This window comes from Draconibacterium mangrovi (assembly GCF_010586825.1).
GTDB lineage: Bacteria > Bacteroidota > Bacteroidia > Bacteroidales > Prolixibacteraceae > Draconibacterium > Draconibacterium mangrovi.
The window spans coordinates 397,824-411,819 of record NZ_JAAAGB010000002.1 but is presented as its reverse complement, the minus strand read 5'-3'; the positions used below and the strand labels follow the sequence as shown (position 1 = coordinate 411,819).

11 protein-coding genes are annotated in these 13,996 nt (G+C 42.9%); 5 read left to right on the top strand and 6 right to left on the bottom strand.

Going from position 1 to position 13,996, the window contains the following annotated elements; translation table 11 throughout:
• The first annotated feature begins 135 nt into the window (after positions 1-135).
• A complete protein-coding gene (locus G4420_RS08740; RefSeq protein ID WP_045032563.1) occupies positions 136-522 on the top strand; it encodes a cupin domain-containing protein in 387 nt (128 codons plus the stop codon).
• 598 nt (positions 523-1,120) lie between these two features.
• Here G4420_RS08740 and G4420_RS08735 read toward each other — a convergent pair.
• Positions 1,121-1,708: a hypothetical protein gene (locus G4420_RS08735; RefSeq protein ID WP_163323250.1), complete on the bottom strand. Its 588-nt coding sequence runs from the start codon at positions 1,706-1,708 to the stop codon at positions 1,121-1,123.
• Between the two features lie 859 nt (positions 1,709-2,567).
• Between G4420_RS08735 and G4420_RS08730 the strand changes: the two genes are divergently transcribed.
• Positions 2,568-3,170, top strand: a complete 603-nt coding sequence (locus G4420_RS08730; RefSeq protein ID WP_163323248.1) for a class I SAM-dependent methyltransferase — start codon at positions 2,568-2,570, stop codon at positions 3,168-3,170.
• Positions 3,171-3,356: 186 nt separating this feature from the next.
• Positions 3,357-4,094, top strand: coding sequence for a 3-keto-disaccharide hydrolase (locus tag G4420_RS08725; RefSeq protein ID WP_163323246.1), 738 nt, complete (start codon positions 3,357-3,359; stop codon positions 4,092-4,094).
• A gap of 675 nt (positions 4,095-4,769) precedes the next feature.
• Here the strand turns inward: G4420_RS08725 and G4420_RS08720 are convergent.
• From G4420_RS08720 to G4420_RS08700, 5 genes are all read right to left on the bottom strand, one after another.
• Positions 4,770-5,324, bottom strand: coding sequence for a nitroreductase family protein (locus G4420_RS08720; RefSeq protein WP_163323244.1), 555 nt, complete (start codon positions 5,322-5,324; stop codon positions 4,770-4,772).
• A 21-nt stretch (positions 5,325-5,345) separates the two neighbouring features.
• The gene (locus tag G4420_RS08715; RefSeq protein WP_163323242.1) at positions 5,346-6,062 is read right to left on the bottom strand and encodes a pirin family protein; all 717 of its coding nucleotides are present in this window, start codon (positions 6,060-6,062) and stop codon (positions 5,346-5,348) included.
• 281 nt (positions 6,063-6,343) lie between these two features.
• On the bottom strand, positions 6,344-6,952 hold the full coding sequence (locus G4420_RS08710) for a YceI family protein (RefSeq protein WP_163323240.1): 609 nt from the start codon (positions 6,950-6,952) through the stop codon (positions 6,344-6,346).
• A gap of 94 nt (positions 6,953-7,046) precedes the next feature.
• Positions 7,047-7,622: a Crp/Fnr family transcriptional regulator gene (locus tag G4420_RS08705; protein WP_163323239.1), complete on the bottom strand. Its 576-nt coding sequence runs from the start codon at positions 7,620-7,622 to the stop codon at positions 7,047-7,049.
• Positions 7,623-7,679: 57 nt separating this feature from the next.
• Positions 7,680-8,876 (bottom strand): glycoside hydrolase family 18 protein, encoded by a 1,197-nt coding sequence (locus G4420_RS08700; RefSeq protein WP_163323237.1) that lies wholly within the window; start codon positions 8,874-8,876, stop codon positions 7,680-7,682.
• Between the two features lie 82 nt (positions 8,877-8,958).
• On the opposite strand from G4420_RS08700, the gene G4420_RS08695 reads away from it, so the two are divergent.
• Positions 8,959-11,196, top strand: coding sequence for a GH92 family glycosyl hydrolase (locus G4420_RS08695; RefSeq protein ID WP_163323235.1), 2,238 nt, complete (start codon positions 8,959-8,961; stop codon positions 11,194-11,196).
• A gap of 197 nt (positions 11,197-11,393) precedes the next feature.
• Positions 11,394-13,982 carry an ATP-binding protein gene (locus G4420_RS08690; RefSeq protein ID WP_163323233.1) on the top strand — a complete coding sequence of 863 codons (2,589 nt, stop codon included), beginning with the start codon at positions 11,394-11,396 and terminating at the stop codon, positions 13,980-13,982.
• Positions 13,983-13,996: the final 14 nt, after the last annotated feature.

Genomic DNA, 13,996 nt, shown 5'->3' with positions numbered 1-13,996 from the left:
TTACTCGCTGATGCAAAACGAACAATTGTCCTTATTTCATGTTCTCTGTTATACTAGTCCGGTATTGACTGAAACGGATGCAGCAATATCTTTCCGAAGCGGATAGTTCATCCCAACTAACAAGGAGAAACAATTATGAAAGTTTTAAAAGATGACATTGAAGTCAAAATGGAGATTCCTGGCGCGATAATTCGTCAGCAAACCGATTTTGGCGATGCAACCGGTTTAGGTAAAATCAGCGGCGAGTATTTTAGTCTCTCAGCGGGTGTCGATACTACCCCGCTTTTTATGGGGCTCGAAGGAAATATGTGCCAGTGCCCGCACTGGGGCTACGTAATTAGCGGTGTGCTTACCACCACCGATGCCGAAGGTGTCGAGGAATCGGTGAAGGCCAAAGACCTTTTCTACTGGCCATCAGGGCATAATGTAAAGGTGAACGAAGATGCCGAAATTGTTATGTTTAGCCCTCAGCACGAGCATACCCATGTAATTAATCACATGATTGAGAAAGTAAAAGGCTAAACCGTATTTGCAACAAGATAAATTAAAGAAAGCCGGTTTTGCCGGCTTTTTTGTTTTATGGTGTTTGATTTGCTGCTGCTAAATTGCTGGTGCGGATTTGTAATCCGTACCTCAGCCAGCGGCTGAAAGTTTGTTCTTTTCAATTCTTTCGAATTGCACACCGATTGGAAATCGGCGCGAGCGGGGGGAAGAGGGCATTTTTGCGTAAAAGTGGTGCCTTCTGCATGCGGAAGGATGTGTTTTTGTTTACAAATGCGGCCTTCCAACTGCGGAAACATACATTTTTGCAAAGCAATTCTGCAGTTTTCAGTTACCACAGGCAGGCAAAAACTCGAAGAATGGGCATATGTAAAAAACGTTTGAAACAAAAGTGTTGTTTTTGGTTCCGAGAAGTTACGAAAAATAATGTTATGGTTCAATAGGTTAATCTGTTAAGTGACTGAGGGAATTAGTGATTGGGTTATTGAGGGAATGATCGAATAGTAATTGCCTGCCGCTTTAACTGCAGTCTCGGGACGGAGGATTAGATTGCTTCTCCCGATTCGTTTCACTCACCGGTATCGCAATGACTTGTTTATTATTGGTACATGGCAGCGGATTACGTACGGTCGGTATAGCGTTTATATCTCGATGTAATACGGGTTTCAACCCATCCATCTATAGTGTATAGCTTCCGCAGGGTAACAAACGTTATAATATCATTTTCATCCATATCGATTGATTCGAAACTGATTAATGCGCTTGACTCATCGATGGTTGGTTCACCCAGTACGATGATGGAGTTATTATCTTCGAATTCACACCAGCACGGCATAATCTTCATGGCATACATTATCGAGTATGATTCGTGATAACGGGTCGAATCGAAAACCTCTCCCCTGGGCAACGAAATGTGCGCCACCGGCCACATTTCATCGAATAGGTGTTTACCGGGTTCCGTCATTCGATCTTCTGCGATGATTTTTATTTCTAAACGGGCTCTCTGTATTTCCGGGTTTTCAACGGGTAGATCTGTGGAATAAATTCCATCCATATTCAGGTCGACAGCATCGTCGGAATAAGACGACAGCAGTTCATATTTTCCGTTATACTGCAACTTTAACTCTTCGTAGTTATCATGCCAATCGGATTTGTTACAACTAATGAGAGCCAGTAGTGAAATAATGATCCATGTAAATCTTTTCATTGTGTAGTGTTTTGAGCTTTTAATCGGGTTTAAAGTAAGTTGTATATTGTTGTGATTATTTCAGGGCGAAAATTGAACAGTTTAAATTATAGTGGTTTAAATGTAGCTATCTTATGCTTAAAAAGCAAAACCAAATCCGGCGGATTTGTATGTTTGTAGTCAAGGATTTCAACAGGAGGTACGACTCCGGCGGGAGTCGAATAAATCGCCATCCACATTGGCTATAAACATTTGATGCCGCCGGCATCATTTTTTAAAAGAAGATTGCGTGCAAGCCATTGACGTTTGAATTTCCCTACCCCTTTGTCTGTCGACATTTCCCCTCGCGAGGGGAAACAGCTGCAATGTTCGGTCGGTGGTTTTGATGTAACGTTAAGAAGATTGCTTCTCCCGATTCGTTTCACTCACCGGTATCGCAATGACTTGTTTATTATTGGTAGAAGGCAGCGAACAGTAGTGAATCGTGCCGTGATGAATTAATTCATTGTCCGCTGCCCTATCTTACTACAACATATCGTCATTGCGAGCGAGGAACGAGAGAAGCAATCTCTCCAAAATTGCGGCACAAGCCACTGACATATGAATCTCCCTACCCCTTTGTCTGTCGACATTTCCCCTCGCGAGGGGAAACAGCTGCAATGTTCGGTCGGTGGTTTTGATGTAACGTTAAGAAGATTGCTTCTCCCACAATTGCGGTGCAAGCCACCAACAAGCCGGAACAACTTCCCGGTTGCACCGCTTTCTTCGCTACGCTCCTTTGCCATTCATCGAAAAATCTCCCCTGTTTATCCAAAATATTCTTTCATTTCCAGACACTTACCTACCTTTGTTTCAGCCAAAACAAAAAACAAAAGAAATAATGGAAACTACACACACAACACACCTTAACAGAGTTACCGGCCATGGCCGCGAAAATATTCCCAACCTGTTTTTTAAGCTGATGAGTTTTACCATGAAACTCAGGGATGTATTTGCCCGACAATCGGAGCGAAACTTTAGCCGCCTACCGATAAAAGAGGGACAAATTGTGGTTGACTATGGCTGTGGGCCGGCACGATACATAAAAAATGCCTCGGAGAAAGTTGGCCCCGGCGGAAAGGTTTTTGCCGTCGATATTCATCCCATCGCCATCAGCAACGTAAACCGCAAAATTGAAAAACACCGGCTGAGTAATGTAGAAGCCATTCAGGCCAACGCTTATTCGTGTGCCCTGCCCAACCGCATTGCCGATGTGGTTTACGCCCTCGATATGTTTCATATGATCGAACAACCAACCGAGCTGATCCGCGAACTGGCACGTATCGTACTGTTTAACGGTATTATTGTTATTGAAGACGGGCATCAGCCTCGTGAGCTTACCCTAAAAAAGATTAAAGAATCGGGGCTTTTGTGCATTTGCAGCGAAAACAAACACCACGTGGTTTGCCAGCTAAAAGAGACCAAATGTTTACCACCGGCCTAACCAGGAGATTTGTAAACCGAAATAAAAGCCCCTCCTAATTTTCTGCCTCACTACCCTGCTAAATTTGTAAAGCCATCCGCTGTAAAAATATTTATCGACAGAAACGCCCGATCTTCTTGGCAGGCAGCAATTGTTTTTGCTATCTTTAAGGCATATCAATTAAACCGTAATTTCAATAAATTTATCATGAGAAAAAGTATTTTTTACAGTTTCGCCGTGATGGCAGCTTTGTTGATTGCCAATCCTGCGTTTTCGAAAAAAGCAAACAAACTGACCTCGCAAGAGAAAAAAGAAGGCTGGGTTTTGCTGTTTAACGGCAAAGATTTTGACGGCTGGCGTCAATACAACGGAACAGCCATGCCTGCTAACTGGGAGATAGAAGACGGCGCTATGAAAGTGTTTACCGGAGAAGGTAAAGAGCCGGGACAGGGAGCCAATGGCGATATTATTTTCCAGAAAGAGAAGTACAAGGATTTTGAATTCTCGATTGACTGGAAAGCCGGTAAAATGGCCAACTCCGGAATTTTTTATTATGTACGTGAGTTGCCCGGAAAACCGATTTATTATGCCGCTCCTGAAATTCAGGTGCTCGACAATAAAGACGCTACCGACAATAAAATAGACAGCCACCTGGCCGGTTCGTTGTACGATATGATTGCGGCCGATCCTGAAACCGTTAATCCGGCAGGCGAATGGAACACCTGCGTAATAAAAGTTAAAGACGGGCAAGTTACCGTATCGATGAATGGTACTGAAGTTGTTTCGTACAGCCACTGGACCGATGAATGGGACCAACTGGTGGAAAACAGCAAATTCAAAAGCTTTGAAGGTTTCCAGGAAGGTATTGCAAAAGATGGTTTTATCGGTTTGCAGGACCATGGTTATACCGTATGGTTCCAAAACGTTAAAATCAGAGAATTATAAGAGTGATTCTGAAGATCGTTGTAAAAAGATACTCTTAAAAAAAGAACAAAATAAATCCCGGCTTGAAAACAAGCCGGGATTTTTTATGAAGTACATACCAGAAATCGATTACAAAGGATCAGTTTAAAAATCCGTTGGAGTAAAATTTAAGAGCAGTAGAGGAATTGTTATTTTTCCTGCCGGAGGCCTTCATTTTTGTCTTGCCACAAAAACGAAGCAAAAAAGTCGAGGCTGCTTTTGGTCCTTCCCCTACATTTTTGTAAAACCTAAATTCGGACGGGTGATCTCCTCGATTCCTCGGAGCTTCCCGCTCTCATTAAGGTTTTACTTCAACTCCGGGCAACCACCAAAAGAGGCCGTCCACTAAATGCAACGTTAGCGACATCGGAGCCTGGCCTCGTCCGGTGAGCCGGAAAACAAGCGGTGACGGCGTTAAAAAATTACTGATGTTTGAGGAGGTACGACGAGTTTCAGGAATTTTAGTCGGCATCGCGTAGCTTTTCCGAGGGAAGCGGGCGCAGCCTTGGGTTTTGTGTTTACTATTTGGGCTAAGCCAAATAGTAAAATCGGTCTGATAAGACATAAGCATCTTTCTTCTGATTCGTAGCCTATTTTAATCTTAAAACTTTTTGAATAAGATATTTTTTCTCCACCGGGGATTTCACATGATTCATTTTAAATCTTCCTCACGAATTCCTCTAAATCTTTTCGGGTACGTTGTGCTTTTTCTCTCGAGCGGTATGGCTCATCCAGCGCATCGGCTTCGCCCAAATATCCCAGGGCACCCATACACACCGGAGTATGATTCTCATCGAGTTTTAAAAGTTCTTTAACCTGATCGCTGCCAAAACCGGCCATCAGGTGACCGTAAATATCTTTGCTGGTTGCCTGAAGCAACAACTGCGCATTGGCCATACCCACATCGTGCATCGCCCATTTATTGGGCTTACCAGTATCCGAAAACGTATCAACTTTTATGGCTACAAATAAAACGGCCGCATGTTTTGTCCAGGGTTTGTTACCTGTTGCCAGGCAATCCCAAAGGTCATCGAACCCCGGCGTGCCGCGCATGGCATATACATATTGCCAGGGCTGCTCATTCATAGCACTGGCCGCCCAAGATGCTGCTGTAAAAATTTCATTCACATCCTCTTCGGCAATGGGTTCGGGCGAAAAGGCCCGCGGACTCCATCTTTTCTCCAATAAAGGATGAATCTTATACTTCGTCATAACTTCCATATTACTTAATCTTTAGTTCATCTGCATGGGCAGGTCCATCAGCAAGATCCGGGCATCTGATGAAGCGGTAATATCAACCGATTCCACGTCCCAAATTCCTATTGCATCACGTTTCGACAAATCGGTACCTGAAACGTTCACCTCTCCCTCTATAACCATTATATAAATTCCGTTTCCGGCTTTTTTAATCGTGTACGAATCTGTTTTTCCGGCCTCGTAATTACCCAGGAAAAACCATGCATCCTGGTGAATCCACACACCCTGATCGTCGGGGTTAGGCGATAGCACCTGGTACAATTTGTTCTTTTCGGCCACATCGCGAATCGATATCTGGTCGTAACGCGGTTGTACATTTTGTTTGTTGGGAAACAACCAAATCTGGAAAAGCTTTAATGTTTTATCCGGATGATGGTTGAACTCGCTGTGGTAAACACCTGTTCCGGCACTCATCACCTGTACATCGCCCTCGCGGATAACAGCCTGGTTGCCCATGTTGTCTTTATGTTCCAGATCGCCTTCCAGCGGAATGGTAATAATTTCCATGTTATCGTGCGGATGTGTTCCAAAACCTTGTCCGCCTGCAATGGCATCGTCGTTTAACACACGTAGAACCCCGAAATTCATTCGCTCGCGATCGAAATAATTCGCGAAACTAAAACTGTGTCTTGCCTCTAACCAGCCGTGGTTGGCATATCCTCTCGAATCTGATTTATATACTATTGTTTTCATTGCTTTCTCTTTTTAATCATTCATTTGTTTGGGAATCCGCATCTGTAAACCTTTTGTCCTTGCAAACCATCCACCAACCCACGGCGAGGAACAGTCCCGCTTTGGGCATCCGGGGGTCAATCAAATTTTTTTCGATACTTTCTTTAAAAGAAAAGCCGGTGCCCGGTTATGCACTAATAGCATTTTCAGACACCGGCCAAGGTTCTCTCCATCACAAACTCCTCACTAACTCCCTTCTTCCGAACCTTACTTGTTTTGTTGTTTTCGTATGGCGTATTATCTTACTTGCTCGAAGTTGTTCCTTCTGAAGCTGTAGCTTTCAATTCAAATTTAATCTCGAATTCATCTTTGATCATGTTATCACCCAAATCGCTGAAGAATTTTCCTGAACCGTATTTAATATCCCATTTTGTACGGTCGATAGTGGCTGTACCTGTTGCGGTTAACACATCGCCGTCGACTTTTACTTCTGCAGGGAACGATACTTCATTTGTAATTCCTTTAATGGTAAGGTCTCCAACAACTTTGTCGTTGTTGTATGAAGTAATTTTAAAGTTGGCCACCGGGTGCTTTTCTGCTGAGAAGAAATCGTCTGATTTCAGGTGACCTACCAATTTGTCTTTCCACTCTCCCTGAAGGTCGGTCACTTCAATTGAAGTTACATCCATATTCAGGTTGGCACCTGTTACCTCTTTACCTTCAACAAAAACTTCTCCTCCGGCCAGGTTCAGATATCCGGTATGCTCACCTGTAACTTTTTTTCCGGTCCAATAAACTTTGCTGGCTTTTGTGTCAACGTTGTAAGTTGTTTTATCGCCATTTCCATTCGATGCAAAACTTGCTGTTGTTATCGCTATTGCAAGTACTAATAATGTAGTTAATTTTTTCATTTTCAATTTTGTTTAATGTTTACTAATAAATTTCTACTGCAAACATACGGGGGATTTGACACGAAAAAAATAAACTAGTTTAATAAAACACCTATCAGTCTTTTTTCCTTGCTCTTTTAGCAATAATTTTACTTAAAAACACGGGAGTAACTCCCAGATAAGACGAAATATGGTATTGTGGAAGGCGCTGAACAAGATCGGGATCATTATTTAAAAGCTCCTCGTAATTCTCTTCGGCAGTTTTTGAGAGGATGGCCACAAAACGTTTTTGCAGAAAGATATATGAGCGTCTGATATTAGTACTTAATTCGGTGTATTTGCTCATAATGGAAGCAAAAGCAGATTCTGATATTGAAAACACGGTGGTTTTCTCTACGGCCTCTAAATAATACGATGTGGTTGCAGGAGTACTTAAATCGCCCAGCCACTGCCGTTCTTTACCAAAAAGCAGGTTAAACTCTTTCCCGCTTTGGTCGATAATGTACATGCGAAGCAATCCTTTTTCGATATAATAATGACGTGTATTTTCGTCGCCGGCATTAAAAATCCGTTGTTTCTTGTTAAACGTTTCTTTTCTGAAAACCGACACGATCTCCTCCTTTTCGGTATCAGTCAATTCGCGATTACCAATTTTTTCGAAATAAGAATATAGTAAAGAAAAGTCCTCCATGTGGCTATAGCTTCTAGCACAAATTTAGCAATCAAAAACGATGTGCCATGCCTGAAGCTACTTTTTTGCTGCCTCGGTGTAAATTGCCTTTAATAAACTGGCATCGTCTTTACTATCGCTGCTGAGTTGCCAGAACATAATTCCACCCAAATCATTTTCTTTGGCGTATTGTGTTTTTAGTTTTACAGAAACGGTATCGTCGTAGGTCACAAAAATGCTATCAGTTGGATTATAAAGGAACGGCGCTTTGGCCACCGAATCCCAGTGTTTATAGTAACCATCGGCCTCAGTAAAATCAGTTAAGAGAACGGAATACGATGTTCCTCCGCTGATGGGGCCGGTATTGGGTTGGTATAAACCATTGTTTTCGGGTGAAATACCTTTCCAGCCGCGGCCGTAAAATGCGGCACCAATTACTATCTGTTTCGGATCGACACCTTTCTCCACACAAAAACGGATAATTTCTTCGGCCGACTGTGGCTCCCATAATTCTTCGCCTTCAGCCATTTCCACATTTTGCAATGTCATTGCCAAACCAAGCGGAGTTTCGGCAATATCTGCCAGTGAACGGTGCCCCAGGGCTGTGTGGTGTGTAGCGAACTTTGTTGCTCCACCGGCCTGATCGTAGGTCATTATGTTCATGTAATCAACGTATTTCATTACCTCCAGCAATTCCACATTTTTATAGTATCGCTTCCACCCTGCCGAAGCAAAAGTTAGTGTTTGCGGGCGATCGAGTTGATCCAGTGCTTCACGCAAACCTTTCATCAAAAGAGTAAAGTTTTCTTGGTCCTCGGGGCGTGCTTTTGTGCCACCTGCCGGAATTCCCGGATATTCCCAGTCGATATCTACCCCATCCAACTGGTAGTTCTCAATAAAATCGATGGTGCTGGCTATAAACTTTGTCCGGCTTTCTTCGGTGAAAACTGCATCGGAAAAACCATCGGCTGTCCAGCCGCCACAAGCTATCATCACTTTTAAGTGCGGGTACCTTTCCTTTTGTGCCACCAGCTGTTTCATAATTGAGTCGGCATTTTCATTTCGAAACTGCATCTTTCCATCAATAACTTTACTAAAGCTAAAAATGATATGCGTTAACTGATCCAGCGGCAACTGATCGGGCATGTAGCCCTCGCGTGGAACGTAATAGGCCATTACGTTTACTGCTGATGCTGTTTGGTCATTCGCCTCTTTTTGTACACCACAGGAAACAAAAAATACACAGGCCAATAAAAATGTAATTAACTTGTTCATGATAACTGCGCTTTCGTTATTATAGGCTAAAGATATGTTTATATTTGCACTTTGTAAAATATTTAAAAACCACAATACCAAAATGAATAATCTAAAAAAGATAGCCCTCCAGTTATTCGCCCTTTTGTTTTGCGCACAAACTATTATGGCACAAACTCCGGCTGATTGGGTGAATCCTTTTATCGGAACAACCAACTACGGAACAACCAATCCCGGGGCTGTAGTTCCTCGCGGAATGGTATCGGTGGTGCCTTTTAATGTTAGTGGCAATTCGCCATTAAACAAACACGACAAGGACAATGGCTGGTGGTCAACACCCTATTCGTGGGACAATAAATATTTTACAGGCTACTCGCACGTAAACCTGAGTGGTGTTGGCTGCCCCGAGTTGGGTGTAATTCTTTTGATGCCAACAACGGGCGATGTTAACGGCGATCACGGCGAATACGGATCGGAAATGAGCAAGCAGGTGGCCCACCCGGGGTATTATTCTACTTACCTGAATAAATACGCTATCAATACTGAAGTTTCGGCAACGGAACGAACAGGAATCAGCCGTTTTACCTTTCCGGCCGGGCAATCGAATATTCTGATTGACCTTGGCAACGGCTTAACCAACGAAAGCGGCGCATCATTAAAAATTGTAAACAACCGTGAAATTGAAGGCTGGCGAATGACCGGTACTTTTTGTTACAACGATGGCACCGAACGCCCGGTATATTTTGTAGCCCGTTTTAGCCAGCCGGCCGAAGAATTTGGTGTTTGGAAGAAAATGCCAAAAATGGGGCCCGAAGCAGCGTGGTCGGCAACAAGTGATAAAATAAAATACTACAAAAATTTCAAGGCCGAAATGGCCGGCGACAGCATTGGCAGCTGGTTTACCTTTAACACCAAAGCCAACGAAGAGATTCTGGTAGAAGTGGGTATTTCGTACGTAAGTATTGAAAATGCGCGGCTGAATTTGAACTACGAATCGAAAGATTTTGACTTTGAGGCCACCCGAAAACAAGCGGAAGAAAAGTGGAACGAAGCATTGTCAACCATCACCGTAAAAGGCGGAACCGATGATCAGAAAACGGTTTTCTACACCGGTTTGTACCACATTCAAATTCATCCAAATATTTTAAGCGATGTAAACGGACAGTACCCCGCCATGGAGTCGTTCGAGATAAAAACGCACCCCAACGGCGAGCGCTACACCGTATTCTCGTTGTGGGATACTTATCGAAATCTACATCCGTTTATGAGCCTTGCATTTCCGCAACAACAACTGAATGCGGTTCAATCGATGATAGAAATGTACGACGAAAGTGGCTGGCTGCCGCGCTGGGAGCTAAACAGCACCGAAACACACGTTATGGAAGGCGACCCTGCCCTACCGGTTATTGTCGACACCTGGTTTCGTGGCATCCGCGATTTTGATATCGAGAAGGCTTACGAAGCCATGTACAAATCGGCAACTACTCCCGGCGCTGAAAACAAAATCCGCCCGGATATCGACCATTATATTTCGCATGGTTATGTGCCGCTAATGTCGCAGTACGATAACTCTGTGTCGCATGCACTGGAGTATTACATTGCCGACTGGAACCTGGCACAACTGGCAAAAGAACTGGGTAAAGATGACGATTACGAGCGTTTTCTGCAACAATCGAGAGGCTACAAGAACTATTACGATAAGGAGTTTGGAATTATCCGTCCGAAACTGGAGAACGGTGAATTTATGCCTGATTTTAATCCGCGCCAGGGAGAGAATTTTGAGCCAAGTCCGGGATTCCACGAAGGAAATGCCTACCAGTATACCTTCTGTGCACACCACGATATGGATGGAATGATAACCTTGAACGGGGGCAAAAAGGAATTTGTAAAGAAACTGCAGGCTATTTTTGATGACGGTCATTTTGATATGGCCAACGAACCCGATATTCATTACCCCTGGCTTTTTAACTACATAAAAGGTGAAGAGTGGCGCGCCCAAAAAGAATTGAACCGTTTAATGGCCACTTACTTTAAAAATGCACCTGACGGGCTGCCGGGCAACGACGACACGGGTACCATGTCGACCTGGATTGTTTATGCAATGATGGGGATCTACCCCGTTTTGCCGGGCGATATGAATTATGCCATCGCCTTACCTGTTTTTGATGAAGTGAAGATTCAGCTGGATCAGAACTTCTACCCCGGATCGGAACTTATCATCAAAAAATCGGGCTCGGGCGATAAAATAAAAAGCATTTTATTGAACGATAAAAAGCAAAAGTACTTCTTTATCGATCACGCCGATTTGGTTAAAGGTGGAGTTTTGGAGATTAAGCAGTAATATTCGCTGGTGTTTTAAAGGAGACTAAAAAGCATAATAAGAACTATTCTATTTCTCACGTGCCTACTGTAGTCTTGTTTATTTGCATGGAGTTTAGCAACGAATACAATTTTATTAACCTGGTATTGTGTACCACAATAATTCTATATAGCTTTATAAGCTAAACAACAACCCTTTACCCATATAACAGCATGGTAGTGGGTAGGTATACAGAGACCATGAATGATTCGCTAATCACCAAAATAAAATCGTTTTACCGTTACCTGTTTATTCCAGTTCTGCTAACGTTATTCTCCATCGTTTTCTTTTTGGTATACCGCAATATTAAACTTACCACAATTAACGAATTCAATAACGAGCAATTGATTCTGGCCCAGACAGCCTCGATGGGAATTACCTCGTTTTTTACGGATTCGGAAGCCGATTTAAAATTCCTGGCAAGCCTTCAAGATGTGATTCAAGTAACAGATGGTAGTAAAGAAATATTACAAGGTTACTATCATGCACACGACTCTATTTTGACGGCTATCACCCGGATCGACTCTTCGGGCAGAATACTATCGACCTACCCTGAAAATCTATCTGTAATAGGAAATGATATCTCGTATCAGGCCCATGTAAAACAGGTGATGGAAACGCACCAACCCGTTATCAGCGATGTATTTATGTCGGTGCAGGGCTATTTGAGCATAGCTTATCATGTTCCGGTGTTTAACGGGTCTGCTTTTGTGGGCAGTCTTGCTATGCTTATTCCAATGGATGAATTAGGAAGACAGTACCTGGGTAACATAAAAACGCGGGGAACCGGGCAAACATGGCTGCTTAGCGAAAACGGAACCGAGATTTATTGTTCGATTGAAGAACACACCGGACGAACTTTTATTGATAACAACCAACACCAGGACCTTGCCGAGCAACTAATGACAAATATAACACGCGACAGCAGTGGTGCTATTAAAAGTTATCATAGTGCTGATACCAGCTACGGAGAGGCTGTTATTGAAGAACAATATGTTACTTTTTACCGCACTCCGTTGGGAAATACTTACTGGACCATTCTTATTTCATCGCGTGAAGCAGATATTTTTAATGCACTAACCCGTTTCCGTAATCACTCTTTTATCGCCTTTTCTCTATTACTGCTGGCCCTGGCATTCTACTTTTATTCGCTGGTAAAAGTCAGAAATGTTTTGAAAGTAGAAGCCAAACGACGGGAAGCTGAAAAGACATTGCAAAAAAGCGAGGAGAAATTCAGGAAGTTATTCGAAGATCATTCGGCAATCAAATTGTTGATCGACCCCGAAACATCGCGAATCGTTGATGCCAACAAATCGGCGACCCGGTTTTATGGATGGAGTAGAGAGGAACTTCAGAATATGACCATTAATGAGATCAATACGCTCTCGGAAGAAAATATCAAAAAAGAATTTACAAATCTGAAAGAAAAAGGAAGTATCCGTTTTGAGTTCAGGCACCGTTTAAAAAACAACGAAATACGCGATGTTGAAGTTTTCAGTAGCCGGGTTGAGATCGATAATAAAATCGTTTTCCACTCGGTTATACACGATATTACACAACGAAAAAAAGCGGCCCGGGCACTAATTGTGGCAAAAGAACAGGCAGAAGAAAGCAACCGCCTGAAAACCGCATTTTTGCAGAATATGAGCCACGAGATACGCACACCCATGAACGCTATTATTGGGTTTTCGTCGTTACTGCCACACTCGTACAACAACCAAGAGCAGCTGATTCAATACTCCGATATTATTAACCAAAGCTCGAACAACCTGTTGGGTATTATCGACGATATACTTGAAATTGCCAAAATAGAATCGGGGCAATTACCGCTATTTAATGAATCGTTTTGTTTAAACGAGCTGTTTACCGAACTAAAAACCTTTTTTAAAGAATACCAGCGCCAGATTAACAAATCGCACGTGCAGTTCGATTTTAAACCCTGTTCGTGCCAACTCGATACTATTATAACCGACAAAGGCAAACTGCGACAAATACTAATAAACCTGATCAGTAATGCCTTTAAATTTACCCACGAAGGAACAATTGAAGGAGGCTGCACTGTAGCAGATAAAAATATAATACAGTTTTATATACGCGATACAGGAATTGGTATTCCTGCTGATAAACAACAGTCCATTTTCGAACGGTTTACCCAGCTACACACCGATAAAAAGAAACAATACGGTGGCACCGGTTTGGGGCTGTCGATTGTAAAAGGTTTGTTAGATCTGATGGGAGGAACAATAACATTGGAGTCGGTAAAGGAAGACCGCCCGAATGGACAAAGTGGGGGAACCACCTTTTATTTTAGTATTCCTTACCATAAAACCGAAGCTAAACCCAAAGAAGTAAATACAACAGTTAACGGAAAAGAATACCGGTTTAACGACGAAACCGTTTTACTGGTGGAAGATAACTTTGCCAACACACGCCTGATAGAAAAAATGCTTGCCGATACCGGTCTCAAACTGCTGTGTACCGAATACGGGGAAGAAGCCGTTGATATGGCCTGCTCAAAGTTGCCCACGCTGGTACTTATGGACATCGGGCTACCCGACATAAGTGGCTACGAAGCTACCCGAAGAATAAAATCGGCGGCTCCCGGAATTAAAATCATTGCACAAACGGCTTATGTTTCCGACGATGATAAAGTAAAAGCCTTTGAAGCCGGCTGCGATGATTTTGTTGGTAAACCACTTACCCGCGAACAGTTGCTTACCGTAATTAACAAACATTTGAATTCGACCAGAGATTTGCTCACCAAATAACATTCTGCATCGAT

Coding starts and splice junctions, on each gene's coding strand:
- G4420_RS08740 (WP_045032563.1), top strand. CDS start 136: ATGAAAGTTTTAAAAGATGACATTGAAGTCAAAATGGAGATTCCTGGC.
- G4420_RS08735 (WP_163323250.1), bottom strand. CDS start 1,708: ATGAAAAGATTTACATGGATCATTATTTCACTACTGGCTCTCATTAGT.
- G4420_RS08730 (WP_163323248.1), top strand. CDS start 2,568: ATGGAAACTACACACACAACACACCTTAACAGAGTTACCGGCCATGGC.
- G4420_RS08725 (WP_163323246.1), top strand. CDS start 3,357: ATGAGAAAAAGTATTTTTTACAGTTTCGCCGTGATGGCAGCTTTGTTG.
- G4420_RS08720 (WP_163323244.1), bottom strand. CDS start 5,324: ATGACGAAGTATAAGATTCATCCTTTATTGGAGAAAAGATGGAGTCCG.
- G4420_RS08715 (WP_163323242.1), bottom strand. CDS start 6,062: ATGAAAACAATAGTATATAAATCAGATTCGAGAGGATATGCCAACCAC.
- G4420_RS08710 (WP_163323240.1), bottom strand. CDS start 6,952: ATGAAAAAATTAACTACATTATTAGTACTTGCAATAGCGATAACAACA.
- G4420_RS08705 (WP_163323239.1), bottom strand. CDS start 7,622: ATGGAGGACTTTTCTTTACTATATTCTTATTTCGAAAAAATTGGTAAT.
- G4420_RS08700 (WP_163323237.1), bottom strand. CDS start 8,876: ATGAACAAGTTAATTACATTTTTATTGGCCTGTGTATTTTTTGTTTCC.
- G4420_RS08695 (WP_163323235.1), top strand. CDS start 8,959: ATGAATAATCTAAAAAAGATAGCCCTCCAGTTATTCGCCCTTTTGTTT.